The 22,843-nt window shown below is 69.3% G+C and carries 24 protein-coding genes and 1 tRNA gene; 14 read left to right on the forward strand and 11 right to left on the reverse strand.

Annotated elements, in window-relative coordinates; translation table 11 throughout:
- Nucleotides 1–31: 31 nt before the first annotated feature.
- The 5 genes from DMC64_RS01965 to DMC64_RS01985 are packed head-to-tail and all read left to right on the forward strand — an operon-like array spanning nucleotide 32 to nucleotide 4,769.
- Entirely contained in the window at nucleotides 32–778 is a 747-nt protein-coding gene (locus DMC64_RS01965) for a cytidylyltransferase domain-containing protein (RefSeq protein ID WP_125731665.1), read from the forward strand.
- Complete coding sequence (locus tag DMC64_RS01970; RefSeq protein WP_125731667.1) at nucleotides 775–1,743, forward strand: spore coat protein; 969 nt, start codon at nucleotides 775–777, stop codon at nucleotides 1,741–1,743. The genes DMC64_RS01965 and DMC64_RS01970 overlap by 4 nt, the downstream gene beginning before the upstream one ends.
- The gene (locus DMC64_RS01975) at nucleotides 1,740–3,317 is read left to right on the forward strand and encodes a hypothetical protein (protein WP_125731669.1); all 1,578 of its coding nucleotides are present in this window, start codon (nucleotides 1,740–1,742) and stop codon (nucleotides 3,315–3,317) included. Before DMC64_RS01970 ends, DMC64_RS01975 begins: the two co-directional genes overlap by 4 nt.
- Nucleotides 3,318–3,321: 4 nt before the next feature.
- Nucleotides 3,322–3,564: a hypothetical protein gene (locus tag DMC64_RS01980; RefSeq protein ID WP_125731671.1), complete on the forward strand. Its 243-nt coding sequence runs from the start codon at nucleotides 3,322–3,324 to the stop codon at nucleotides 3,562–3,564.
- 50 nt (nucleotides 3,565–3,614) lie between these two features.
- Entirely contained in the window at nucleotides 3,615–4,769 is a 1,155-nt protein-coding gene (locus DMC64_RS01985) for an epoxide hydrolase family protein (RefSeq protein WP_125731673.1), read from the forward strand.
- Nucleotides 4,770–4,850: 81 nt separating this feature from the next.
- Here the strand turns inward: DMC64_RS01985 and DMC64_RS01990 are convergent, their stop codons facing one another.
- Nucleotides 4,851–5,465 (reverse strand): bacterial proteasome activator family protein, encoded by a 615-nt coding sequence (locus tag DMC64_RS01990; protein WP_125731674.1) that lies wholly within the window; start codon nucleotides 5,463–5,465, stop codon nucleotides 4,851–4,853.
- Between the two features lie 134 nt (nucleotides 5,466–5,599).
- Between DMC64_RS01990 and DMC64_RS01995 the strand changes: the two genes are divergently transcribed.
- Nucleotides 5,600–6,799: a cysteine desulfurase-like protein gene (locus DMC64_RS01995; RefSeq protein WP_037333392.1), complete on the forward strand. Its 1,200-nt coding sequence runs from the start codon at nucleotides 5,600–5,602 to the stop codon at nucleotides 6,797–6,799.
- Here DMC64_RS01995 and DMC64_RS02000 read toward each other — a convergent pair.
- Entirely contained in the window at nucleotides 6,796–7,773 is a 978-nt protein-coding gene (locus DMC64_RS02000) for an NAD(P)H-quinone oxidoreductase (RefSeq protein ID WP_037333390.1), read from the reverse strand. The genes DMC64_RS01995 and DMC64_RS02000 overlap by 4 nt on opposite strands.
- Before the next feature lie 80 nt (nucleotides 7,774–7,853).
- Between DMC64_RS02000 and DMC64_RS02005 the strand changes: the two genes are divergently transcribed.
- A complete protein-coding gene (locus DMC64_RS02005; protein ID WP_162836884.1) occupies nucleotides 7,854–9,395 on the forward strand; it encodes a M28 family metallopeptidase in 1,542 nt (513 codons plus the stop codon).
- A gap of 269 nt (nucleotides 9,396–9,664) precedes the next feature.
- Here DMC64_RS02005 and DMC64_RS02010 read toward each other — a convergent pair whose 3' ends face one another.
- Nucleotides 9,665–10,582, reverse strand: a complete 918-nt coding sequence (locus DMC64_RS02010; protein ID WP_125731676.1) for a neutral zinc metallopeptidase — start codon at nucleotides 10,580–10,582, stop codon at nucleotides 9,665–9,667.
- 538 nt (nucleotides 10,583–11,120) lie between these two features.
- Here DMC64_RS02010 and DMC64_RS02015 point away from each other — a divergent pair.
- Nucleotides 11,121–11,624, forward strand: a complete 504-nt coding sequence (locus DMC64_RS02015) for a MarR family winged helix-turn-helix transcriptional regulator (protein WP_037333383.1) — start codon at nucleotides 11,121–11,123, stop codon at nucleotides 11,622–11,624.
- Here the strand turns inward: DMC64_RS02015 and DMC64_RS02020 are convergent.
- Both DMC64_RS02020 and DMC64_RS02025 read right to left on the reverse strand, forming a co-directional pair.
- The gene (locus tag DMC64_RS02020) at nucleotides 11,614–12,747 is read right to left on the reverse strand and encodes an RNA polymerase sigma factor (RefSeq protein WP_125732800.1); all 1,134 of its coding nucleotides are present in this window, start codon (nucleotides 12,745–12,747) and stop codon (nucleotides 11,614–11,616) included. The genes DMC64_RS02015 and DMC64_RS02020 overlap by 11 nt on opposite strands.
- 8 nt (nucleotides 12,748–12,755) lie before the next feature.
- Complete coding sequence (locus tag DMC64_RS02025; RefSeq protein WP_125731678.1) at nucleotides 12,756–13,163, reverse strand: YciI family protein; 408 nt, start codon at nucleotides 13,161–13,163, stop codon at nucleotides 12,756–12,758.
- 103 nt (nucleotides 13,164–13,266) lie between these two features.
- Here DMC64_RS02025 and DMC64_RS02030 point away from each other — a divergent pair, with 103 nt between their 5' ends.
- Nucleotides 13,267–14,991 (forward strand): RICIN domain-containing protein, encoded by a 1,725-nt coding sequence (locus tag DMC64_RS02030; RefSeq protein ID WP_125731680.1) that lies wholly within the window; start codon nucleotides 13,267–13,269, stop codon nucleotides 14,989–14,991.
- Between the two features lie 49 nt (nucleotides 14,992–15,040).
- On the opposite strand, the gene DMC64_RS02035 is transcribed toward DMC64_RS02030, so the two are convergent.
- The 3 genes from DMC64_RS02035 to DMC64_RS02045 all read right to left on the reverse strand — a co-directional run bounded on the left by DMC64_RS02035 (nucleotide 15,041) and on the right by DMC64_RS02045 (nucleotide 15,850).
- Nucleotides 15,041–15,129: transfer RNA gene (locus DMC64_RS02035), tRNA-Ser, on the reverse strand.
- A gap of 44 nt (nucleotides 15,130–15,173) precedes the next feature.
- Nucleotides 15,174–15,539, reverse strand: a complete 366-nt coding sequence (locus DMC64_RS02040; RefSeq protein ID WP_125731682.1) for a DUF4190 domain-containing protein — start codon at nucleotides 15,537–15,539, stop codon at nucleotides 15,174–15,176.
- A gap of 23 nt (nucleotides 15,540–15,562) precedes the next feature.
- On the reverse strand, nucleotides 15,563–15,850 hold the full coding sequence (locus DMC64_RS02045) for a DUF2277 domain-containing protein (protein WP_037336023.1): 288 nt from the start codon (nucleotides 15,848–15,850) through the stop codon (nucleotides 15,563–15,565).
- A 113-nt stretch (nucleotides 15,851–15,963) separates the two neighbouring features.
- On the opposite strand from DMC64_RS02045, the gene DMC64_RS02050 reads away from it, so the two are divergent.
- On the forward strand, nucleotides 15,964–16,917 hold the full coding sequence (locus DMC64_RS02050; protein ID WP_037333374.1) for an Ldh family oxidoreductase: 954 nt from the start codon (nucleotides 15,964–15,966) through the stop codon (nucleotides 16,915–16,917).
- On the opposite strand, the gene DMC64_RS02055 is transcribed toward DMC64_RS02050, so the two are convergent.
- Nucleotides 16,914–17,132: an RNA-binding S4 domain-containing protein gene (locus tag DMC64_RS02055; protein ID WP_016330720.1), complete on the reverse strand. Its 219-nt coding sequence runs from the start codon at nucleotides 17,130–17,132 to the stop codon at nucleotides 16,914–16,916. The two genes, DMC64_RS02050 and DMC64_RS02055, sit on opposite strands and share 4 nt — an antisense overlap.
- Before the next feature lie 7 nt (nucleotides 17,133–17,139).
- Nucleotides 17,140–17,901 (reverse strand): serine protease, encoded by a 762-nt coding sequence (locus tag DMC64_RS02060; protein ID WP_125731684.1) that lies wholly within the window; start codon nucleotides 17,899–17,901, stop codon nucleotides 17,140–17,142.
- Nucleotides 17,902–18,046: 145 nt separating this feature from the next.
- On the opposite strand from DMC64_RS02060, the gene DMC64_RS02065 reads away from it, so the two are divergent.
- Nucleotides 18,047–18,871, forward strand: a complete 825-nt coding sequence (locus DMC64_RS02065) for an SDR family oxidoreductase (protein WP_037333367.1) — start codon at nucleotides 18,047–18,049, stop codon at nucleotides 18,869–18,871.
- A 102-nt stretch (nucleotides 18,872–18,973) separates the two neighbouring features.
- Complete coding sequence (locus DMC64_RS02070; protein ID WP_052120275.1) at nucleotides 18,974–19,651, forward strand: hypothetical protein; 678 nt, start codon at nucleotides 18,974–18,976, stop codon at nucleotides 19,649–19,651.
- On the opposite strand, the gene DMC64_RS02075 is transcribed toward DMC64_RS02070, so the two are convergent.
- Nucleotides 19,639–20,487, reverse strand: a complete 849-nt coding sequence (locus tag DMC64_RS02075) for a LysR family transcriptional regulator (RefSeq protein ID WP_233629536.1) — start codon at nucleotides 20,485–20,487, stop codon at nucleotides 19,639–19,641. The two genes, DMC64_RS02070 and DMC64_RS02075, sit on opposite strands and share 13 nt — an antisense overlap.
- A gap of 76 nt (nucleotides 20,488–20,563) precedes the next feature.
- Here DMC64_RS02075 and DMC64_RS02080 point away from each other — a divergent pair, with 76 nt between their 5' ends.
- A complete protein-coding gene (locus tag DMC64_RS02080; protein ID WP_125731688.1) occupies nucleotides 20,564–21,280 on the forward strand; it encodes a hypothetical protein in 717 nt (238 codons plus the stop codon).
- A gap of 72 nt (nucleotides 21,281–21,352) precedes the next feature.
- Nucleotides 21,353–22,615: an MFS transporter gene (locus DMC64_RS02085; protein ID WP_125731690.1), complete on the forward strand. Its 1,263-nt coding sequence runs from the start codon at nucleotides 21,353–21,355 to the stop codon at nucleotides 22,613–22,615.
- Nucleotides 22,616–22,843 lie beyond the last annotated feature (228 nt).

Consider the following 22,843-nt stretch of genomic DNA (forward strand, 5'->3'; position numbering starts at 1 on the left):
GGTGCTACTGCCGCACGACATCATGTCACCCATGGATCCAGACCCCGGGGCCCACGTGGTCAACGCCGTCATCCAGGCACGCGCGTCGTCCACCCGGCTACCCGGCAAGGTGCTCCGCCCCCTGGCGGGCCGGAGCGTCCTCGGCTGGGTCGTCCGCGCCGCCGCCGCTTCGCCGGGAATCGACAACGTCGTGGTCGCGACCTCGACGGAGGCCGACGACGACGCGGTGGCCGAGGAGGCCGCCCGGCACGGCGCCCTGGTCGCCAGAGGTCCGCTCGACGACGTCCTCGCGCGTTTCGCGGTCGCCATCGAGTCGTACCCGGCCGACGCGGTGGTGCGGCTCACGGCGGACTGCCCGCTGCTGGATCCCCACCTCATCGGCCAGCTCGTGGCGCAGTGGCGCGCGCAGCCGTCGCTCGACTACTTGAGCACCGTGCTGGTGCGCACCTTGCCGCGCGGTTTCGACGCCGAGCTCGTGCGCACCGGGGTGCTCGCCGAACAGATCGAGACGGCCCGGGGCGCCGATCGCGAGCACGTCACCTCCGGCGTCTACGCGAACCCGGAGCGGTACTCCTGTGCCGGGATCGTCGTCAGCCCGCCCGCCGAGGACCTGCGCGTGACCTTGGACACCGTCGAGGACTGGTCGGTCATCGAAGGGATCGTCGCCGAACTGGGCGACCGCGTCGGCGACTGGCGCGAGGTGGTCGCGGTGCTGCGGTCCCGGCCCGAGCTGGCGAAGCTCAACGCGCACGTCGAACAGAAGAAGGTGGCCAGGTGACCCGGCTGCTGCTTCGAGCCGACGCCTCGCCGTCGATCGGCGCCGGCCACGTCGCGCGCATGGTCGCCTATGCCGAACGCGCCGTCGCGCGCGGCTGGGAGGTCGTGTTCGCGGGCCGGGTGGACAACGCCGAATGGCTGGCCGCGCGGTTCGCCGAGCTGTCCGTTCCGGTGGTGCCGTCCGCGCCTTTCGAGGGCTTCGACGCGGTGGTCGTCGATCACTACGGTCTCGGCGAACTGCGCGAGGAGATCAACGCCGCGGGCGCGCTGCTGGTGTCCATCGAGGACGACGTTTTCGGCAGGCGTGCGGCGGATCTCGTGGTCGATTGCGCCTTCGAGCCGAGGCCACGTCCCGGGGACGGCTCGGGGGAGTTGCTGCGCGGAGCGCGTTACGCGCCGCTGAGGGAAGCCTTTGTCCGGGCGCGGGAAAAGCGGTCCCAGGGATCGGCTGGGGAACGGCCGCGGATCACCGTCGTGCTGGGAGGCGGCGCGGAATGGGCCGATACGGTCAGCGCGCTCTTACGTGCCCTTCGCGACACTCGCGCACCCTTCGAAGCCGACGTGCTCGTACGCGGTGAGCCGACCGTGCCCGAACCGCTGCCCGGTCAGGAATTCCGGATCGCGCCGCCGGGGCCGGGCCTGCTCGACCTGCTGGTGGAAACGGACGTGGCGATCAGCGCGGCGGGGGTCACGCTGCTCGAACTGTGCTGCCTCGGCGTCCCCACCGCGGTGGTCCGGCTCGTGGAGAACCAGGACGCGGGATATCGCGCGGCAGTCGATCTCGGACTGGCGGCCGGGCTGGGCAGCGCGGACGCGCTCGACGGCCGGGCCACCGAGACGCTCAGGGGACTGCTGTCGGACTCGGCCGTGCGTAACGGTCTTTCCGTGACTTCGATGGCTCTTGTGGACGGGCGAGGAGTCGACCGTGTACTGGACCGGCTGGAGAAGACGAGGATGGCGGAATGACGACCACGGCGGAGCGAAGCGAGGCCGACGCCGTCCAGGAACCGAAACCGCGTCGAGGGCTTCTCGCCGTCTTGCTCGGTTTCGGAGCGCTCTTCCTCGCCGGATGCTGGGCGGCGTGGTTCTTCACCGTCGACGACGCCTTCATCACCTTCCGGTACTCGGCGAACATGGCGAACGGCCACGGTCCGGTGTGGAACGTGGGAGAAGACCCGATCGAGGGCTTCACGAACTTCCTCTGGATGCTCTGGCACGTCCCGTTCGCTCTCGCGGGCCTGCCGTTGGAGACCGTCGCCAAGGTGACGTCCGTCGTACTCGGCGCCTTGATCCTGGTGATGCTGGTCCGCGCCGGACATCGCGCGGCGGGTGTCCTCGGCGCGCTCGTGGCCGGCGGCGCGCTGCTGCTGTTCGTGCCGACCTACTTCCACGTCACCGCCGGCCTGGAGACCATCGCGTTCGCCGCCGTCGTGCTGCGCGCCGCCATCGTCGGCGTGGACCTCGTCCAGGGCCGCGCGGTACGCGACTGGGAACCGCCGCTTTTGCTGCTGCTCGCCGGGATGATCCGGCCCGAGGGTGTCCTCGCGACCTTCCCGGCGTTCCTGATCTGGCTGTGGCTCGGGCGCGGACGGCGGCGCACCTGGGCGCTGGCGGCCGCGGTCCTCGTCCTCGGCGGCGGCTACTTCGTCTGGCGGTGGACGTACTTCGGGCATCTGTTCCCGAACACCTTCTACGTCAAGTTCGGCAACCTCGACGCCGGATCGGTCTGGCTGGAGACCACCGCCTGGCTCGTCCTCCCGCTGCTGGCGCTGACGGCCTTCCTGCTGTTCCGCAAGGCGAGCAGGGGAGCGGGCCTGGTGCTGTCCTCGGTCGTCTTGCTGACCGGCATGACCTACGCGGTTTCCGGACCGACCATGGACTACATCCACCGCTTCGCCTTCCACGCCTTCCCCGTGCTGTGCCTCGGCGCGGGGCTGGCCATGGCACACCTCGGCCGCCGGTGGATCGCCGCGGTGTCCGGCGCGGTCGCGGTCGGCTGGGTCGCGGTCACCGGTGCCCAGTCGACGGATCTGCCGGTGATCGCCAACTACGGCCCCGACCTGCAGCGCGCCCATGTCGCCATCGGCAAGGGCCTCGCGAACGCCCAGGTGCCGGAAGCGGCACGGAGCCTGGCGGTCTCCGACGCGGGGGCGATCCCGTACTACAGCGGCTGGAAGTCGATCGACTACATCGGACTGAACGACGAGGCCATCGCACACGGCGCCTCGCCGACGGACGTCGTCAAGGCCGCCCGCCCGACGGTCATCGTCGTCACCGCTCGCGGCCGCGGGGCCACCCCCGGCTGGGCGTACGGCCTCGTCGTCCCCGACGCGGCGCGCGACTACCAGCTGGTCGCGGACGTCCAGATGCGCGAGGGCTACTTCCAAGAGGTCTTCGCCCTGCCCGAGCACGCCGCGCGGATCCGCGCGGCGCTCGACGAGTCCGTCGGCGAGGCACAGCGCCGGAACGACCCCGGCCGGTACGAGGACACGATCGACCGGTGGCTCGATCGTCTGCGTGCTCAGCTGCCGGGAGGGTGAGGGCATGGGGGTCAGTGCGGATTTCCGCGAACGGCTGCTCGACATCATCGCGAACAAGCGCTACGACGAGTGCCGTCCGCTGCTCATCGAGGAACTCGAGCGCGGCACTCCTCGTGATGAGCTGTACCAAGAACTCCTCGACCTCATGCTGTTCCTCCGCGCGGAGGGCCGTGAGGACGACGAGGACGAAGTCGCCGACGTCGCTGAGCTGATGACCAATTGGGCGCGGCCCGAGAACCGGGTTTGACCTTCGATCGAGGACCGCGGCTGTCCTCGATCCTCCCTACCGTCGTCCCCATGACCATCACGCCGTTCACGATCGACGTCCCCCAGCGCGACCTCGACGATCTCGCCGCCCGCCTGGCGAACACCCGCTGGCCGGACGAGATCGACGGCGTCGGGTGGGGCCTCGGGACGCCGCTCGGCTACCTCCAGGAGCTCGCCGAATACTGGCGGCTCCGCTACGACTGGCGCGCCCACGAGGAGCGTCTCAACGGTTTCCCCGGATTCCTGACGAACATCGACGGCGCGAACGTCCACTTCCTGCACGCACGGTCACCGGAGCCGGACGCGATCCCGCTGGTGCTCACGCACGGCTGGCCGGGGTCCATTGTGGAATTCCTCGACGTCGTCGGGCCACTCTCGGACCCGCGCGCGTACGGCGGCGACCCGGGGGACGCGTTCCACGTCGTCGTGCCGTCGCTGCCGGGGTTCGGTTTCTCCGGGCCGACGACCGAGGCGAACTGGGGTTCGGACCGGACCGCGGACGCCTGGGCCGAGCTGCTGTCGCGCCTCGGGTACGAGCGGTTCGGGCTGCACGGCGGCGACTGGGGCGCGATCGTGTCGCGCGCGGTGGGCGTCCGGTGCCCGGAACGGGTGATCGGCGCGCATCTGACGATGTTGCCGCACGCGGTGCCCCGGAGCGAGGCCGATCTGGAGGGACTCACCGGCGAAGAACTCGCGCGGGGCGAGGCTGCGCTGGCGCGCGGGCGGGAGTTGCAGAGCGGCGAATTGGGCTACGCGATGCTCCAGTCGACCAAGCCGCAAACGCTTGCCTACGGGCTCACCGACTCACCTGCCGGGCAGCTCGGCTGGCTGGTGGAGAAGTTCAAGTCCTATTCGGACTCGCGTGACGTCCCGGAGGACGCGATCGATCGCGACGATCTGCTCACCAGCGTGATGCTCTACTGGCTCACCGGCACGGCGAACTCGTCTTCGCGGATCTACACCACGCTGGGCCAGGCTTGGGGTACGCCACCGCCGCGGTCCACAGTGCCCACCGGCGTGGCCGTGTTCCCCAAGGACACCGGCCTGCCGATCCGGCACCTCGCCGAGCGCACCGACAACGTCGTGCACTGGTCCACTCCGGACCGAGGGGGTCACTTCCCGGGGCTGGAAGTGCCGGATCTGCTCATCGACGACCTGCGGACGTTCTTCCGCCCGCTGCGCTGAGCCGCGGATGTCATGAAAGGGTCGTTCAGGACGAAAAACGTCTTGAACGACCCTTTCATGACATTTGGAGAGGCGCGCGTGTCAGAGGTACTGGCCCGGCCCGTGAGACTCGCCGCCGGCTCCGTGCCCACCCAAAGCGGCGCCGCCCGCGGACGGACCCGCCGGCAGCCCCCGCCGCATCTGTTCCAGCTGCACCCGCGCCGCCATCTGCTGCGCGAACAGCGCGGTCTGGATGCCGCTGAACAGCCCTTCCAGCCAGCCGACGAGCTGCGCCTGCGCGATCCGCAGTTCGGCATCGGACGGCGTCGAGTTCTCGGTGAACGGCCGCACGAGCCGTTCCAGCTCGTCCTGCAGCTCGGGCGCGAGCGCCTGCTCCAGCTCGCGGATCGAGGTCTGGTGGATCTCGCGCACGCGGGTGCGGCTGGCGTCGTCCAGCGGCGCGGCGCGGACCTCCTCCAGCAGCTGTTTGATCATCGTGCCGATCCGCATCACCTTGGCGGGCTCTTCGACGAGATCGCCGAGCGATTCCTCGTGGCCCTCCTCGCCGGATCCGGAGTCGGCGCCGGGGGAGGCGACGCGCGCGGTGCCGACCGGGGTGCCGTCGGGACCGACGACCACCACATGGTGTGTGGAGTCTCCTCCGCCGTCACCGGGGGTGGTCGATTCGCGGGAAACTGGGTCGGTCATGTGCTCCATCCTGGCCTACGTCGGGCACGAAGCGCAGTGTGGTTTTCAGCGCCGTCTCCGAGCGTAGCGGGAATCGTCGCGCCCCGTGATCGGGCAGCCAACCCCGGGTAAAGCGCCAAACCGCACGTCCGTACGGTGTCCCCATGGCGTTCGACGTCGCTCGTATCCGTGGGTTGTTTCCCGCGCTGGGTGACGGCTGGATTCACTTCGACGGCGCCGCCGGAATGCTCGTACCTGAACAGGTCGCTTCGGCCGTATCCACGGCCATGCGCGCTCCGGTGTCCGGGCCGGGTGGAGCGTTTCCGGCCTCCCAGCGCGCGGAAAGCATTGTCACGGCCGCTCGCCGTGCGGTCGCCGACCTGGTCGGCGCCGACCCGGCCGGAGTCGTGCTCGGACCCAACGCGCCCGATCTCATCCGCCGTCTCGTCGACGCGATGGCCGATCGCTGGACGATCGGCGACGAGGTCGTCGTCTCCCGGCTCGACGAAGAGGCCAACCTCGCGCCGTGGCGCCGAGCGGCGAAACGGGTCGGCGCGGTGGTGCGCTGGGGCGAGATCGACATCGAGACCTGTGAGCTGCCCGCCTGGCAGTACGAGAACCTCGTCTCCGCGCGCACCAAGGCCGTCGCGGTCACGCTGGCGTCCGGTTCGGTCGGCACGCGACCCGACGTCCCGACGGTGATCGAGTTCGCCAAACGCGTCGGCGCGCTGGTCGTCGTCGACGCGACGTACGCGGCGCCGTTCGTGCCGCTGGACCTCAACGCGCTCGGCGCCGACGTGATGGTGGTTTCGGCGCAGGCATGGGGCGGGCCGTCGGTGGGGGCGCTGGTCTTCCGCGATCCCGAACTGCTCGAACGGTTGCCGTCGGTCTCGCTCGACCCGGCCGCGCGCGGTCCGGCCCGGATGGAACTGGGGCCGCACGCGTACCCGTTGCTGGCCGGGCTGGTCGCGTCGATCGACTACCTGGCCGGTCTGGACGACGCCGCGCAGGGCTCCCGGCGCGAGAAGCTGGTGACGTCGCTGGGCTCGGCCAAGTCGTACCACGCGGGACTTCTGGCGCAGCTGTCCACGGAGCTGCGTTCGCTGCGGCACGTCATGGTCATCGGCGACGCCATGCGCAGGATCCCTGCGCTCGCGTTCGCCGTCGCGGGCAAGAAGGCACCCGAGGTCGCCGAATACCTGGCGTCCCAAGGGCTCTGCGCCTTCGCCGACGACGGCACGAGCGGTGTCTTCGGCTCGCTCGGCGCCGCCGAAGTCGGCGGCGCCGTCCGCATCGGACTCGCGCATTACTCGAACGTCTTCGAGGTCAATCAGCTCGTCCGCGTGCTGGAAGAGATCCGCTAGGACTTCGCGGCAAGCAGAACCTTGCCGAAAACGGTGCCGTCCTCGAGGGCCCGGTGCGCGGACGCGGCTTCGGCCATCGGGACGACCTGACCGACGATCGGCTTCACCGAACCCTGCTCCACCAACGGCCACAGCCGCTCGCGGACGTCGGCGACGATCGCCGCCTTCTGCGCCAGCGGCCGTGAGCGCAGGCCGGCGCCGAACACGCTCGCCCGCTTGCCCATCAGCTTGCCGATGTTCAGCTCACCCTTGACGCCGCCCTGCATGCCGATGACGACCAGCCTGCCGTCCATGGCCAGCGCGTCGATGTTGCGGCCGAGGTACTTGGCGCCCATGTTGTCGAGGATGACGTTCGCGCCATCGGTTTCGGCGCGCAGCACCTCGACGAAGTCCTGCTCCTTGTAGTTGATCGCGATGTCGGCGCCGAGCTGGCGGCAGCTCTCCAGCCGTTCTTCCGAACCCGCGGTCACCGCGACCGTCGCGCCGAGCGCCTTGGCGACCTGGATCGCGTGTGTGCCGATCCCGCCCGCGCCGCCGTGGACGAGCAGGACGTCACCCTCGGACAAGCCGGCGTGCATCACCACATTCGCCCAAACCGTGCACGCGACTTCGGGTAGTCCGGCGGCCGCGAGCAATTCGACTTCGGCGGGAAGCGGAAGCAGTTGTCCGGCCGGGACGGCGACCTTTTCCCCGTAGCCACCACCGGCGAGCAAAGCACAAACTTCGTCGCCGATTCGCCATCCTTCGACGCCTTCGCCGATTTCGGCGATCGTGCCCGAACATTCGAGCCCGAGGATTTCGCTGGCGCCCGGCGGAGGCGGATAGTTCCCCTGTCGTTGCAGCAGGTCAGCGCGGTTGACGGCGCTCGCGGCGACTTCGATGACGACTTCGCCTTCACCCGCAACGGGATCAGGGACCTCGGTCCATTCGAGAACATCGGGATCGCCGGGCTCACGGATGGTGATCGCGTACATACAAACGACCCTATCCCGGTGTCGTAAAGTCCGCCGAACGTCGGTTGACCTGTGGCACAAACCACACAAAGGTGACGCTCATGTCATATTCGCGAAGAAGCATTGTTCCCTCGATCGTGGTGATGGCCACCGCCGCGCTCACGGTCGGAATGGCTCCCGCTGCGACGGCCACGACCGGGATCGACGGTCCCGCGCTGGCCAAGCAGCTCGTCAAGAAGGTCGACGTGAACAACGTCAACCGGCACCTGATCGCGCTGCAGCGGATCTCGGACGCGAACGGCGGCCGCCGCGCCGCCAGCACCGAAGGGCACAAGAAGTCCGCCGAGTACGTCGCCACGAAGCTGGAGCAGGCGGGCTTCACGGTGACTCGGCAGGAGTTCCCCTTCACCTACGCGGAAACCCTCGCGGAGAAGCTGACGGTCGCGGGCGCCGACGTCCCGATCATCATCATGTCCTACAGCCCGTCGACGCCCGCCGGTGGAATCACCGCCCCGCTCGCGGTGGTCCCGGTCGACGACACCAGCGGCTGCGAAGCGACCGACTACGCCGGCGGTGTCACCGGCAAGATCGCGCTGATCCAGCGCGGTGGCTGCTCCTTCGCGCAGAAGCAGGCGACGGCCGCGGCGGCGGGCGCCGTCGGCGCGATCGTCTACAACAACGTCCCGGGCCCGGTCAACGGCACCCTGGGCGACCCGGCCGCGGGCAAGATCCCGACCGGCGGCATCACCCAGGCCGACGGACAGGCGCTCGCCGGCAAGGCCGGTGCCTCGGTCACCCTCGACCTGCGTGCCTTCCAGGAGGCGCGGACCAGCTACAACGTCATCGCCGAGACCAAGACCGGGCGCAAGGACAACGTCGTGATGCTCGGCGCCCACCTCGACAGCGTCACCGAGGGCCCCGGCATCAACGACAACGGCACCGGTTCCGCCGCGCTGCTGGAGACCGCGCTGCAGCTGGGCAGCAAGCCCAAGGCCAACAACGCCGTCCGCTTCGGCTGGTGGAGCGCCGAGGAGTTCGGCCTCGTCGGCTCGACCTACTACGTCAACTCGCTGAGCTTCGAGCAGCAGCTCGACATCGCGCTCTACTACAACTACGACATGATCGGCTCGCCGAACGCGGCGTACTTCGCCTACGACGGTGACAACTCCGACGGTGTCGGCGCGGGTGCGGGCCCGTACGGTTCCGCGCAGCTCGAGAAGACCCTCGTGGACTACCTCCAGCTCGGCAAGGGTGTCCCGGTCGAGGGCACGGACTTCACCGGTCGCTCCGACTACGGCCAGTTCATCGCGGTCGGCATCCCGGCCGGTGGCCTGTTCACCGGTGCCGAAGGCGTGAAGACCGCGGCGCAGGCGGCCAAGTGGGGCGGCAGCGCCAACGTTCCTTACGACAAGTGCTACCACCAGGCGTGCGACAACCTCGGCAACATCGATCGCGTCGCGCTCGAACGCAACTCCGACGCCGTCGCGTGGGCGCTGGGCGTGTACGCGACCAGCACCGCGGACATCAACGGTGTGTCGGGCAGTTCGGCCGCGAAGGCGAAGTCCCTTCGCGCGGCCGAGCGGTCTCAGCAGCGGAGCATGACGGCTTCCGTCCAGGCTGACGAGCACCACGTCGCCGCCTGATCTCTCACGAGACGCGTCCCCTGCAGTACGTGAAGGCCCCCTTCATTGCGCTAGACGCAGTGAAGGGGGCCTTCACGTACTTGGGAAGGTGTGAAGGTCGAGTTTCCTCGGCTGAGCCGAGGGAAGGGGGCCTTCACGCGCATCTGCTGTGACTGCTGGAGCTGGTGGTGTTGCCGAGCCGCGGGTGGCGATCCGCAAGTCCGTGAAGGCCTCCTTGCCTACCTTCAGGGTAGGGAAGGAGGCCTTCACGGACTTGCACCCGCGAGTGCTCAGCCCAGGCTCTTGGCCGCGAACGTGTCGCACCGCGCCGGCTCGCCGGTCTGGAAGCCGGTGGTGAACCACTTCTTCCGCTGCGCCGAGGTGCCGTGGCTGAACTTCGACTCGTCGACCCGGCCCCCGCCGAGTTTCGACTGGATGTAGTCGTCGCCGATCCGCGAAGCGGTGTCCAGCGCGGAGTTGACGTCCTCCTGGCTGATCTCGCTGATCAGCGGCCGCCCGCTCTCGGTCGGGGTGGTCGTCGCGTGGTTCGCCCAGACGCCGGCGTAGCAGTCGGCCTGCAGTTCGAGCCGCACCGAACCCGACGTCGGCCCGCTCCCGGTGCCCTTTTTGGACACACCGGTGAGATTCTGCACGTGGTGGCCGTATTCGTGGGCCAGCACGTACGCCTCCGCGAACGGCCCGCCCTCTGCGCCGAACCTGGTGCGGAGTTCGTTGAAGAAGCCCAGATCGATGTAGACCTCGGAGTCGCCGGGGCAGTAGAACGGCCCGACGTCGGAAGTCGCGTTACCGCAGGCGGTGTTCACCCCGCCGTTGAAGAAGTTCGTGACGGCCTTGCGGTAGGTCGAGCCGGACCGCTGGAACTCCTGCCCCCAGTAGTCCTGGATCGAGTTGATGATGGCGACGATCGCGCAGTCGTGGTTCCGGTTCGCGTCCGCGCCGGTCTTGCACTCCTGGGACAGCGTGGTGTTGTCCATCTGCTGCCCGGAACCCACGCCGCCGAGGCTGCCGATCCCGCCGGACGACGGGTTCAGGCTCACGCCGCCGAACTGGGAGAGCAGGAAGTAGATGACCAGGCCGACCACGCCGAGCCCGCCGCCGCCGAGTGCCACCCGGCCGCCGATACCGCCACCGCCGCGCAGGTCCTCGACCTCGGAGGTGTCCAGGCCCGCGCCTTCGTCGAATCGCACGGGGGAAGCGTAGCCGGAAGACCCCGGATATGCCTGGGTGCGGCCGCGTGGAGCGGCCGCACCCAGGGCTACCGAGGTTGTCTTGTTCCGATCGCCGGTCGGCCGCGATCACCGGGCCGGCGTCCTGGCGCTGCCGAGGCGGTCGAAGAGGCCGCTAACCCGAAACAGGCCGGAGTGACGCCGAATGCGCCAGAATTGTCGAGCGCATCCGAGATGCCCGCGCTCGTCGCTGTTCACAGTCGCGACCGACCCGGTCCTTTCCGTTCCGGTCGCGGGGACACAGCAGGCGGTCAACCGCGAGAATCACCCGCCATACCACCACCTGACCCTTCCCGGCTGGGAGCAGGTCCGGCGACCCTTCCACGGGTTCGCCCGGTACTTGCCCGACCATCCGCTGACAAGCAGAATGCGCCTTTTCTCGCCGAGTCTCAACCTTTTCGTAACCCTCCTTCGGGCGAATGTTCCGCCGGATTTTTCAGGGACCGAAAAGTGACCGGTGGGTATGCGCCTTGTGCGATCAACGCTCTACTCTGCGTGGATGGCGGTGGAGCAGAAGGAAGTGCGCTGGCTTTCCGAGTCCGAGATGGTCGCCTGGCGCTCGTACATCGTCGCCACCATGCGGCTGCGACAGCGTCTCCATCGCGAACTCTCCGAGCGCCACGACGTCACCCTCGCCGACTACGAGGTCTTGGTCTGCCTTTCGCTCCAGCCCGACCGGCGGATGCGGATGACGGAGCTGGCGAGCATGCTCGGTTCGACCAAGAGCAGGCTTTCGCACCAGATGGTCCGGCTCGAGGCCGACGGTCTCATCCGCCGCACCCGGGACCCGGCGGACAAACGCGGCGTCGTCGCGGAGATGACCGAGACCGGCGCGGAACTGCTGGAAGGCGCGGCACCGACGCATGTCGAGGGCGTCCGCGAGCATCTGATCGATCTGCTGAGCCCCGAGGAGCAGCGGGTGCTGGGACAGGCGTTCGGACGCGTGCTGGAGCACCTGTCGGAGATCGACGGCCTGCCGCGGCTGCCGCCGATCACTTCTTGAGACGCTCGGCCTGACGCGTCAGGTGGGCACGCTCGGCTAGGTCGGCCGCCTTGGCCGCGGCTTCGCTGTACAGCCGTGCCGCGGTCTCCGGATCGCCGTCGCGCTCGTGGAGGTACGCCGCCACCGCCGCGTACCTCGGCAGCGAATCGTCCAGTTCCGCGAGCGCGGCCAGGCCCGCGCGCGGTCCGTCCGCCTCGCCGACGGCGACCGCGCGGTTGAGCCGGACGACCGGGCTGCCGGTCAGCCGCGCGAGTTCGTCGTACCACTCGACGATCTGCACCCAGTCGGTCTCCGCCGCGGTGCGAGCGTCGGCGTGGAGCGCCGCGATGGCGGCCTGCGCCTGGAACTCGCCCAGCCTGTCCCGGGCTAGCGCGGCCTGCAGGATCTCGACGCCCTCCGCGATCAGACGCGTGTCCCAGGCGCCGCGGTCCTGTTCGGCGAGCGGCACGAGTGCGCCGTCGGCCGCCGTCCGCGCGGCGCGCCGGGCGTGGTGGAGCAGCATGAGGGCGAGCAGCCCGGCGACCTCGGGATGGTCGATCGAGGCGAAGAGCCGCCGGGTGAGCCGGATGGCTTCGGCGGCGAGGTCGACGTCGCCCGAGTAGCCCTCGTTGAACACGAGATACAGCACGCGGAGCACGGTGGCGACGTCGCCGGCCTGGTCGAAACGCACTCCCGAGACGGTGCGCTTGGCCCGGCTGATGCGCTGCGCCATGGTCGCTTCGGGCACCAGGTACGCCTGGGCGATCTGGCGGGTGGTGAGCCCGCCGACGGCGCGCAGGGTGAGCGCGACCGCCGAAGCCGGCGTCAGCGACGGGTGCGCGCACAGGAAGTAGAGCTGCAGCGTGTCGTCCACCGCGGGAGCGGGCCCGGGGGCGGGCTCGTCGTCGACGAGGTCTTCGCGTCGGCGGCGGGCGGCGTCGGACCGTGCCATCCCGAGGAACTTGCGCCAGGCGACGGTGACGAGCCAGCCCTTCGGATCGTTCGGCCGGTCACCGGGCCAGACGCGGACGGCCTCGATCAGCGCCTCCTGGACGGCGTCCTCGGCCGACGCGAAGTCGGCGCCGCGGCGGACGAGGATCCCGAGGACGTTCGGCGTGAGGCTCCGGAGCAGGGCCTCGTCCAGTTCGGTGGTCACTCCGTGACGACGAGCGGCTCGCCCTGCAACGGACGCAGTTCGAGCCATTCGTGGATCGGCTTCCCGCCCGCGCCCGGGGCGGCCGACAGTTCACCCGCGAGTTCGAGCGCCCGCTCGTAGCTGTCGACGTCGATGATCATGAAACCGGCGATGAGGTCCTTGGTCTCGGCGAACGGGCCGTCGGTGACCGGTGGTTTGCCCTCGCCGTCGTACCGCACGAAGGTTCCTTCGGGCGCGAGAGCCTGCTCCGCGACGAACTCGCCGGTCTCCACGAGCCGGGTCGCGAAGTCCCTCATGTAGTCGATATGCGCCGTGACCTCCTCCGGCGCCCATTGCTCCATCGGGATGTCGTTCACCGCTGCCGGAGCGCCGCGGTAGTGCTTGAGCAGCAGGTACTTGGGCATGGCCGAAGGGTAGCGGCAGACTGCCGGTCCTTCTGCCTGGCGCGGCCATACATCCGATCTCTAGCGTCGTTATCGCGTTCCTCCATTGCGAAAGGAAGAGCCCTTGTCCAAGGCGAAACGGCGAACCGCCTGCCTGCTTGTGACCATCGGCCTCGGCTGTGGCCTGCTCACCGGAGAGGCGGCCGCCTCCGAGGTGGCTCCGCCCCCGCTCGCTCCAGCCGTCGCCCAAGCGCTGATCGCCGCGAACCCGGTGGTCTGCGAGGGCGACGGGGTTTCCGGCAAACGTGTCGAGCTGGTCTACGTCCGTGAGGCCGGCCAGCCCGACCGGTACGCGACCGTCGTGCCGTCCCTGCGCGCGTACGCGTCCGGGATCGACGATTCGTTCAACGACAGCGCCGCCGCGACCGGCGGCAGCAGACATCTCCGCTACGTGACGACCGCGGGCGCGGGCTGCCAGGTCGCCGTCGCGAATCTCGTGGTGCCCGACGGCACGTATCTGTCCGGCGCCATCCGCGACCGCGCCATCGAGGCCGGTTTCTTCAACGCGGACCGTGACTACATGCTGTTCTCCGACAACCCGCACACCTGCGCCGGCACGTGGGGCGACAGCGACGACCAGCCCGGCCCCGCCAACGCCTTCAACAACGGCAGGCACTACACGGAGATCGCCGTCCCCTGCTGGGGTGTCAACGCCGCCGCGCACGAACTGGGCCACATGCTCGGCGCGGTCCTGCCGGGCGCCCCGCACTACCAGGGCGGCGGGCACTGCTCCCAGGAATGGGATCTGATGTGTTACGGCGACACGCAGTCCTTCGACTGCACGGAACGCGACTTCGACCGGCTGCTGGACTGCGGCAACGACGACTACTTCAGCACGAACCCCACGCCGGGCAGCTGGCTCGCGACGCATTGGAACGTCGCGAACAGCGCCTTCCTGATCAAGAAGGACACCCCCGACAACGACGACGGCCACGCCAGGGGCGGGAAGACCTACGTCATCACCGGCGCGAGCGGTAACGCCATCGACGTCGTGGGCTCGTCGACCGGCGGCCTCGCGAACCTCAGCCATCGGCCGCGGACCGATGCCATGAGCCAGAAGTGGATCCTGGGCTACAACACCGGGCTTCAGCTGGTGAACGCCAACAGCCAGCTGTGCGCCGACAGCGCCCAGAGCGGGACGGCGCCGGGAACGCCGATCCTGCAGTACAACTGCAACGGCCAGAACGGTATGCGGTGGGCGTTCCAGCCGCTCGGCAACGGCAAGGTGGCGATCTTCAACTACCTGACCGGTTACGCGATCACCGACGGCGGTACGTATCCGGCGCCGCTGGTCCAGCAGCCCTACACCGGGGCGGCCAACCAGCAGTGGACGCTGAACCCCGTCGCCGATCCCGGCCCGCAGGCGGGCAAGAAGTACTACCTGACCGTCGCCACCAACGGCAACAGCGCGGCGGTCGTCGACGGCTCGTCGTCGGCGGGCGCGAAGATCACGCATGTGGCCAGGCAGAACGACAACGGCCAGAAGTGGCGGCTCACCGACGCGGGCGGCGGGTACTGGAAGATCTCCAACGAGCGGAGCGGTCAGTGCCTGCGTCCGGTCTCCGGCAGCACAGCGGAGGGCGCGCAGTTCGAGCAGACGCACTGCGGCTCGGCCACCAACCAGCAGTGGAAGCTGTTGCGGAGCGCCGACATGCGCTACGGACTGGTGAACCGGGCGAGCAAGCTGGCGGTGCGGCAGATCAACAACGGCACGGCATCGCTGCTGGAGCAGCGGCCGTTCCTGGGCGGCCGTAGCGACGAGACGGTCTGGGCACTGGTACCCGCGTGACGCGAGGCGCCCCAGGCCGGTCGGCCTGGGGCGCTTTCGTTTTCAAGACTGGCGGTAGCGGTGGGATTCGAACCCACGGAGGACAGAGCCCTCGCATGTTTTCAAGACATGTTCCTTCGGCCGCTCGGACACGCTACCGCTGTCAAGGTTATCCGACGGGGCTTTGCTGGAACGCTTCGGATCTAGTCGAAGTCCCAATCGGTCAGGATGCCCACGAAGATGAAACCCGCCAAGAGCAGCAGGATGACGGCGACGCCGAGGTAGCCGATGATGATCGCCGCGAGCGCCATCCCCTGGCCGCCCGCTTCCCCGCGTTTGGCCTTGGAATGCGCGATATGCCCCATGATGACGCCGGCGATCGACGGCAGCCCGCTGCACGCGACCAGACTGGCGATCGACACGACCAGTGCCGCGATCGCGAGCCCTTGTTCCTGCGGCGGCGGCATCGCCGGGCCGTATCCGTAACCCGGTTGCTGGTACGGCTGCCCGTACGGAGGTTGCTGGCCGTAGGGCTGCTGCTGACCGTAGGGGTCTTGCGGGTATGTCACCCGCTAACCGTAACCGCCGGAGCTCAGGATGCCTGGCTCTTCGCGGCCTTCGCCGCGATTCGCGCCTGGACTTCGGGACGGCGCAGCGGCGGCACCGTCGCCGGCGGCTGACGGCGCGGGGGCAGCTCGGCCAGTACGCGCCGGGTGATCTCGGTGATCTCGGCGACGGCGGCCTCGAACGGCTCACGAGTGGCGTCGGACAGGCTCTGCACCCCGGACACCTTGCGGACGTACTGGCGGGCGGCGGCCTCGATCTCGTCCGGCGTCGCCGCCGGTTCCAGGCCTCGTAGCGTGGTGATGTTGCGGCACATGCCCCGATCGTACGTCCGCCCACCGACGTTTCCGAGCGCTCCGATCACACAGTCGGTTAGAAGCTGCTCTGGTTCGTTGACGCCGAAAAACGCGTTTAGGCACCCTCGGCGGAGTGCCCCTCAGACCTCGCTCTCTCCGCCGTGCGCCCGTCGAGCCGACCCCCGAACCGGCCGAACCCTCCCCGATACCGGAACAGATCTGGCAGCGCGTCCCGATCGACGCCCTGATCGACCTGGTCACCGAGATCTTCACCGCGCACGACCTGCCGTGGTCGCGGGCCAGGATGGCCGCCGAGGCGTTGTGCCACGGCGATCTCACCGGAACGCCGGAATCCGGCGTCGCCGAACTGACCCGGTTGCATCTGCCGATGCTGGCCAACGGGATGGTGCGGCCGAGGGCCGAACCGCTGATGATCGCCGACCGCGGCGCCGCCGCCCTGATCGATTACCGCCGCGCGCCGGGCCTGTGGGCCGTCGGCGACGCGATGGACCGGGCGGTGTCCAGGGCGGGCCGGTACGGCGTCGGGCTGATGTCGGTGCGCGGCGTCGGGCCGTTCGGCCGTGCCGGGCACCATGCCGCGAGGGCGTTGCCGCACACCATGATCGGGCTCGTCATGGCGGCGGGCGGGGAGCGCGGGACGGCCGCGAACCCGCTCGGCATGGCCGCCCCCGCCGGCGCGTACCCCGAATTCGTCCTCGACCTGGACACGCTGGGGGACGTCGACGGCGCGGGCAGCGCCGCGATCGCCGGATTCGCCCTGCTGGTGGAGATCTTCGCGGGGGTGCTGTCGGGCGTCGGCGACCACGACCACGACACCGGTTTGATGGTGATGGCGATCGCGCCGACGACGCTGCGCAGCGCCGACGGGTTCTACAAGGCCGCGAGCGCGTTGTTCGGCAGCCTGCTCGGCTGGGAGGGCGGCACCCCGGTCCGCTATCCGGGCTGGCGCGAGGCGCAGTACCTCGAACAGTGCCAGGCGCTGGGGGTCCCGCTGAACGAGCCGGTGCACCGCGAGCTGGAAGAACTCGCGAAGGCGTTGCGCCTGGCGCCGCTGCAGGGGCGTTAGCCCAGGACGACGCGGCCGCCTTCGCCGCCGACCTCCACGACGTCGCCGTTCGTCAGCTGACGGCCGCGCCGGACCTCCACCTCGCCGTTGACCGTGACCTCTTCGGCGTCGAGGAGGTCTTTGGCGTGCGATCCGTCTTCGGCCAGGTTGGCCAGTTTGAGGAACTGGCCGAGGCGGATCGGCTCACCGGTGATCGGGACGTCGTGGATGCTCATGGGGAGATCATCCCCGTGCGTCCATCTTCCGGTACAAGGTGGCGACGTCGGTGTCGAAGTAGCTGCTGTAGGACGTGTCCGGATCGTCCCCGCCGTACAGGTAGCCGCCGATCACGCCGACGACGGTGCCGAGTCCGGTCTTGGGGTCGGGGTCGACCACCCACGGGCCGCCGCTGGTGCCGGTCGTGAAGCCGGGGCACGCGACGCGCATCTGATAAGTGTCGGCCTGGGCGCTGGTGCCGTGGCAGACGACCGGCGCCTCCCGTTCGTCGGGATAGCCGGTCAGGGTGATCGGGTGATCGAACCCGCCGCCGGTCAGCAGGGTGTTGGCGCCCGTGACGCTTTCGAGGGTCTTCGTGGTGCCGGCCTGGCGGGCGGTCGCGAACCCGACGTCCAGATCCGGATCGGAGGAATCGGCCCAGCCGTCGGGAACCTGCGGATCGGAGACTTCCCAGTAGCCGTACGGCGCGACGCCGTCGTGGTAGCCGGGTGCGAACGAGATCCCCGTCGCGTACTCGCCGCCTTCGCCGTCGTGCAGGCAATGCGCCGCCGTGAGCAGGAGGTCGCCGGGGGCGCTGTGGACGACGCTGGCCGTGCAGAAATGCGTTCCGTCCAGGAAGAGCGCGCCGATCGCGGGATTGGTCTGCGGTGCCGCGGGAGTGGCCGCCACCGTCGCGGGGACGGCGCTGTCTTCGGTCGCGGCGGGATCCGACGCGGCGGAACAACCGGACAGAACGACACAGAGCACGAGCAACAGGGCGCGGCGCATCGCCTTCCTTTCGCTCGTCCACGGCTGTCCGGTTACAGATCACCATAAGTGGTGGGCGAACACAGCCCGAATCGATCAACGCACAGCAAGCTCACAGCCGTAGTATGTGTTACCTCCGGTAACAGTCGAGCGGGTTGGAGCGGGTATGAAGTCGTTCACGGACAAGGTCGTGGTGATCACGGGTGCGGGCTCGGGGATCGGCAAGGCGCTCGCGATCGAGCTCGCGGGGCGAGGCGCCAGGCTGGCGCTCTCCGACGTCGACGCCGTCCGCGCGGCCGGCACCGTCGCGGAGTGCGAGAAGGCGGGCGCCACCGCGAAGGCGTACGAGCTCGACGTCGCCGACCGTGACGCCGTTCTCGCGCACGCCGAGGAGGTCGCCGTCGATTTCGGCGGCGCCAACGTGGTGGTGAACAACGCCGGGGTCGCGCTCGGTGCCACGGTCGAGGAAATGACCTGGGACGACTACGACTGGCTGATGGGGATCAACCTCGGCGGCGTGGTCAACGGTACGAAAGCGTTTCTGCCGCAGGTGATCGCTTCGGGTGACGGGCACATCGTCAACCTTTCGAGTGTGTTCGGCTTCATCGGCGTGCCCACGCAGAGCGCGTACAACGCCGCGAAATTCGCGGTGCGGGGGTTCACCGAGGCGCTGCGGCAGGAAATGCTGATCGCCCGGCATCCGGTCAAGGTCAGCTGCGTGCATCCCGGTGGCATCAAGACGAATATCGCCCGTGACGCGCGGGGCGGCGCCGAGCGGGACATCGACAAAGCCGCCGAGGGATTCGAAAAGATCGCGAGGACGACGCCGGAGAAGGCCGCGCAGACCATCGTCCGCGGTATCGAACGGGGGACGGCGCGGATCCTGATCGGTCCGGACGCGTATGCCATCGACGCGATTCCCCGCGTGCTCGGCTCCTTTTACCAGCGGCCGCTCGCCCTGTTGGGGCGCTTGGGAATGCGGAATCTCTGAGAAAGCGGAAGCCACTGAACGGAGTAACCCTCCGTGGTCCGGACGGCTCGGGATAACTCGATCGGGGTGCGTTACTTACGGCGGCGTCGGAAATGCACCACAATGCTCAAGTTCGTGATTCCCCTTCCGGAGGTCCCCATGCCGCGCGCCGCCCAGCGCCGTACGCCGACCGATGCCGCGCTCTCCGTCGAGACGGCGGAGTTGCTGGACCGGACCGGGATCATCGCGGCGAGTCTGCCGAAACGGCGGCGCAGCCCGGAGAACGAACCCGAGCCCGAGCCGATGCCGGTCCGGCCCCCGGTCTGCGAACCGGTGGTGGACAAGGATCTCCGGCCCAAGGCCGTCGTCATCCATCGCCGCGCCCGCTCCTGGCTCGTCGGCGGAGCGGGGGTGGCGCTGCTCGCGATCGGCTGGTTCGCCGGCACCTTCAGCTTCCAGCCCGTCGACGACACCGCCTTGCCCGAGCAGCCGTTGCCCGCCGTGGCGACCCAGCAGGCGGCGCCGCCGGTCGCGCAGCCCGCGCCGCAGGCCGCGCCGGTGACCGTCTACGTCCCGGTCACCGTGAAACAGCAAGCGCCCGCGACGAAGAAGAAGCCCGTCAAGGAACGCGTCGTCGCCCTCCCGCCCGCCGAGACCAGGCCGCCGGAGCAGCCGCGCACCGACCTCGGCTCGCGCGACAAGCCCACGCAGGACATCCGGAGCATGATGGATCCCGTCGTGGCGAGTTCGCTGGCGATGCAGATGGCGCAGGGAATGGTGAGCTACGGCTACGGCCGCTGACCCGTCAGCGTGGCGGCCAGTGCCGAGCCCTCGCCGGGATCCCCGTGCACGAGTTCGGTGCGATGCACCACGCGCGGTGAGGACAGGGAAAGCGCGCTCACGCCGGCGATGACGTCCGCCGGGAGCAGCGCCAGTCCCTGACCGGCCGCGACCAGGCCGAGCAGGCCCCGGACGTCGGTCCCGGTGTAGCGCAGCCGACCGCGGAATCCGTCGGTCGAGGCGAACTTCCTCAAGCGTTCCAACGGAATCGCCGTATCCGGCGCGTCGATCCACGCCGCGTCGGCGAGTTCGGCGAGCCGGACCGCCCGCCCCGCCATCGGATGACCGTCGGGTACCGCGACCGCGAGCGGGCGTTCGCCGACGACGGTGGTGGTGAGCGGGCCGACGTCCGGCAGCGGGAGCGGATCGCTCGGCGCGGTCATCCCGTCGACGAGGCCGAGGTCGAGTGAGCCCGTCGCGACCTCCGTCAGGACGTCTTCGCGGCCCAGGACGCGCAGTTCGGTGCCACGACGCGCGGCGGCGGCGACTTCGGCGGTGAGCGACAGCGGGGTGAGCCCGAGGACGACCCGCCCGCTGGGCGCCGCGGTGAGCCGGGCGAGGTCCGCGCGGGCGGCGTCGAGCCGGGTCAGCAGCGGACCGGCGTGTTCGAGGAGACGTTCCCCGGCGCGCGTCGGGGCGACCGGCCGCCGGGTGAGCAGCGCGGTGCCGAGGTCCTGTTCGAGCGCGGCGATGTGCTGGGAGATCGCGGATTGCGTGTAGCCGAGGTCGCGGGCCGCCCGCGAGAACGAGCCGCCGCGGGCCACCGCCACGAAGGTGCGGAGCAGGTGAGTCTCCATGAGCATCAGTATCGCTTATGAACACAGCAAGGATCATCGTTGGCGCTGAACTCGGTTCCCGGGTCAGGATGGCCGCATGACACAGACAGCCCGGGTCGCCCTGGTCGGCGACCGATCGGACGGCGTCCGCTCCCACGTCCGCATCCCGATGCTCTTCCAACGGCTCGCCGAACGCGACGGCCTCGAACTCGACGCCTATTGGATCCCGACGGACGCCGTCGGCGACCTCACCGGTTTCGACGCCGTCTGGCTGGTGCCCGGCAGCCCTTACCGGTCCGAAGCCGGTGCGATCGAGACCGTGCGCGCCGCCCGCGAGAACGGTGTCCCGTTCCTCGGCACGTGCGCCGGTTTCCAGCACGCGTTGCTGGAATTCGCGCGGAACGTCTGCGGTCTCGGCGGAATCGGGCACGCGGAGAACGCGCCGGACGCGGAAGAGCGGTTGATCGTCCCGCTCGCGTGTTCGCTCGTCGGGCACGAAGGCGCCGTCCACGTCACGCCGGGCACCCTGGCGGCACGGGTTCTCGGGGCGGAGCGTTCCGTTGAGCGGTACCACTGTTCGTACGGTCTCGACGCCCGGCATCTGGACACCTTGGCGGCGAAAGGGTTGGTCTTCAGCGGATTCGACGCCGATGGCGACGCGCGGATCGCGGAACTGCCGGAGCACCCGTTCTTCCTGGCGACGCTGTTCCAGCCGGAACTCGCCGGCGACGGAACCCGGCCGCATCCGGTCGTCCGCGCCTTCGCTTCGGCCGCCGTGGAACACGCGAATGTGCCTGTCCACAGTGGACACTGACGGTCGACGTGGGCCGGATGGCCGCTGACACTGCGGAAGTGATCGACTACCGTGAGCCAAGGGGAGGGGCTCATGGAAAAGGGGGATTCCGCTCGGGGCACCGCGTTCAGGGCCGCTTTCGCGGTCGGCGAGTTCCGTGCGTTGTGGGCGGCCGAGGCGCTTTCGCAGGCCGGTGACCAGCTGGCCAGGGTCGCGTTGTCGGTGCTGGTCTGGGAAAGAACGGCGTCGGCCGGGCTAACCGGGCTCACCTACGGCCTGACGTATCTGCCGACGCTGATCGGCGGCACCCTGTTCGCCGGATTGGCGGACCGGTATTCGCGGCGGACGGTGATGATCGTCTGCGACCTGGTGCGCGCCGCGGTCGCGGCGCTGATGGCCGTCCCGGGGATACCGCTGCCGGTCCTTGCCGGACTGCTGGTGATCCTGACGATGGCGGGCGGTCCGTTCCGGGCGGCGCAGCTCGCGTTGCTCCCGGACGTCCTCGAAGGCGACCGATACGTCGCCGGGCTCGCGGTCCGGACGATCACCATCCAAACGGCACAACTGGCCGGATTCGGCGGTGGCGGACTGGTCATCGGGCTCGTGACGCCCTACTGGGGACTGGTGATCGACGCGGTGACCTTTGTGGTCTCGGCGCTGCTCGTCTCCGCCGGAGTGCGCCGCCGAGGGCCCGCCGCCACGGAATCTTCGGTGAAAAGCCGTGTGGCGCGGGCTTTCAGTGGCGAAGGCGCCAAGGAACTGTGGCAGGGCAAGGGAATCCGGGTGCTCTTCGGGTTGAAGATGCTCGCCGGGTTCGCCATCGCGCCGGAAGGGCTCGCGGCACCGCTCGCCGTCGGGCTCGGGGCGGGCAGTTTCGCGGTCGGACTTATTCTCGCGGCCGATCCGATCGGTTCGGTAATAGGTTCGTGGATCTTCACGAAATGGGTTCCGGCGCGACGGAAAACGCGAATCGTCGGCATTCTCGCCATCGCATCCGTCGTTCCTTTGGTGTTCCTCTTCTTTCGCCCGTCCTTGCCCGTCTGCCTCGCGCTGATCGGGCTCAGCGGGGCCTTCGCGGCGCCGTACCACCTGCAGGCGGTCGCGTTGATGGCCCGCGCGGTGCCGGACGGCGTCCGGGCGCAGGTGATGGGGCTGACCTCGACGAGTTTGGTGACCGTGCAAGGAATCGGGATCATGCTCGCGGGCGGTCTCGCCCAGTTGACCGGTCCGTTCGTGGCCGTCGGGGTGGCCGCGACGGTGGCCGTCGCCTCGGCGGGACCGATGGCGATGGCGTGGAAACGCGCCATCGCCACCGGCCCCGATGTCTGGCTCCCAACCGGGAGCCGAACCGGCTGAATCGGTGGGATCAGTCCTCGCGACCGTTCATGATGGTCCTCCCTCCCACTGCTCCATCTGTGTGTTCCGGAAATGACTCGAGCCACCCTCAGTACTACCTCGGATACATTGAATTGTGCACGGAAGGGGGACCGGTGACGATGATTATGGGGGAAGTTGAACTCGCCGGAGAAGGGGCCGGCACACGTCTGAGAGCCAGGGTCCGACGCTGGGAATTATGGTCCGGAC

The organism is Amycolatopsis sp. WAC 04197, from assembly GCF_003947475.1.
GTDB classification, from domain to species: Bacteria; Actinomycetota; Actinomycetes; order Mycobacteriales; family Pseudonocardiaceae; genus Amycolatopsis; species Amycolatopsis japonica.

Bases quoted from the DNA above. Each gene is read 5' to 3' on its own strand.
- DMC64_RS02025 (WP_125731678.1), bottom strand. From the start codon at position 13,163: ATGCCCAAGTACCTGCTGCTCAAGCACTACCGCGGCGCTCCGGCAGCG.
- DMC64_RS02045 (WP_037336023.1), bottom strand. From the start codon at position 15,850: ATGTGCCGCAACATCACCACGCTACGAGGCCTGGAACCGGCGGCGACG.
- DMC64_RS02055 (WP_016330720.1), bottom strand. From the start codon at position 17,132: ATGAGCATCCACGACGTCCCGATCACCGGTGAGCCGATCCGCCTCGGC.
- DMC64_RS02005 (WP_162836884.1), top strand. From the start codon at position 7,854: ATGTCATATTCGCGAAGAAGCATTGTTCCCTCGATCGTGGTGATGGCC.
- DMC64_RS01975 (WP_125731669.1), top strand. From the start codon at position 1,740: ATGACGACCACGGCGGAGCGAAGCGAGGCCGACGCCGTCCAGGAACCG.
- DMC64_RS02015 (WP_037333383.1), top strand. From the start codon at position 11,121: ATGGCGGTGGAGCAGAAGGAAGTGCGCTGGCTTTCCGAGTCCGAGATG.
- DMC64_RS02075 (WP_233629536.1), bottom strand. From the start codon at position 20,487: ATGGAGACTCACCTGCTCCGCACCTTCGTGGCGGTGGCCCGCGGCGGC.
- DMC64_RS01995 (WP_037333392.1), top strand. From the start codon at position 5,600: ATGGCGTTCGACGTCGCTCGTATCCGTGGGTTGTTTCCCGCGCTGGGT.
- DMC64_RS01965 (WP_125731665.1), top strand. From the start codon at position 32: ATGGATCCAGACCCCGGGGCCCACGTGGTCAACGCCGTCATCCAGGCA.
- DMC64_RS02000 (WP_037333390.1), bottom strand. From the start codon at position 7,773: ATGTACGCGATCACCATCCGTGAGCCCGGCGATCCCGATGTTCTCGAA.
- DMC64_RS02070 (WP_052120275.1), top strand. From the start codon at position 18,974: ATGCTCAAGTTCGTGATTCCCCTTCCGGAGGTCCCCATGCCGCGCGCC.
- DMC64_RS01990 (WP_125731674.1), bottom strand. From the start codon at position 5,465: ATGGAGCACATGACCGACCCAGTTTCCCGCGAATCGACCACCCCCGGT.
- DMC64_RS02080 (WP_125731688.1), top strand. From the start codon at position 20,564: ATGACACAGACAGCCCGGGTCGCCCTGGTCGGCGACCGATCGGACGGC.
- DMC64_RS01980 (WP_125731671.1), top strand. From the start codon at position 3,322: ATGGGGGTCAGTGCGGATTTCCGCGAACGGCTGCTCGACATCATCGCG.
- DMC64_RS01985 (WP_125731673.1), top strand. From the start codon at position 3,615: ATGACCATCACGCCGTTCACGATCGACGTCCCCCAGCGCGACCTCGAC.
- DMC64_RS02060 (WP_125731684.1), bottom strand. From the start codon at position 17,901: ATGCGCCGCGCCCTGTTGCTCGTGCTCTGTGTCGTTCTGTCCGGTTGT.
- DMC64_RS02085 (WP_125731690.1), top strand. From the start codon at position 21,353: ATGGAAAAGGGGGATTCCGCTCGGGGCACCGCGTTCAGGGCCGCTTTC.
- DMC64_RS02065 (WP_037333367.1), top strand. From the start codon at position 18,047: ATGAAGTCGTTCACGGACAAGGTCGTGGTGATCACGGGTGCGGGCTCG.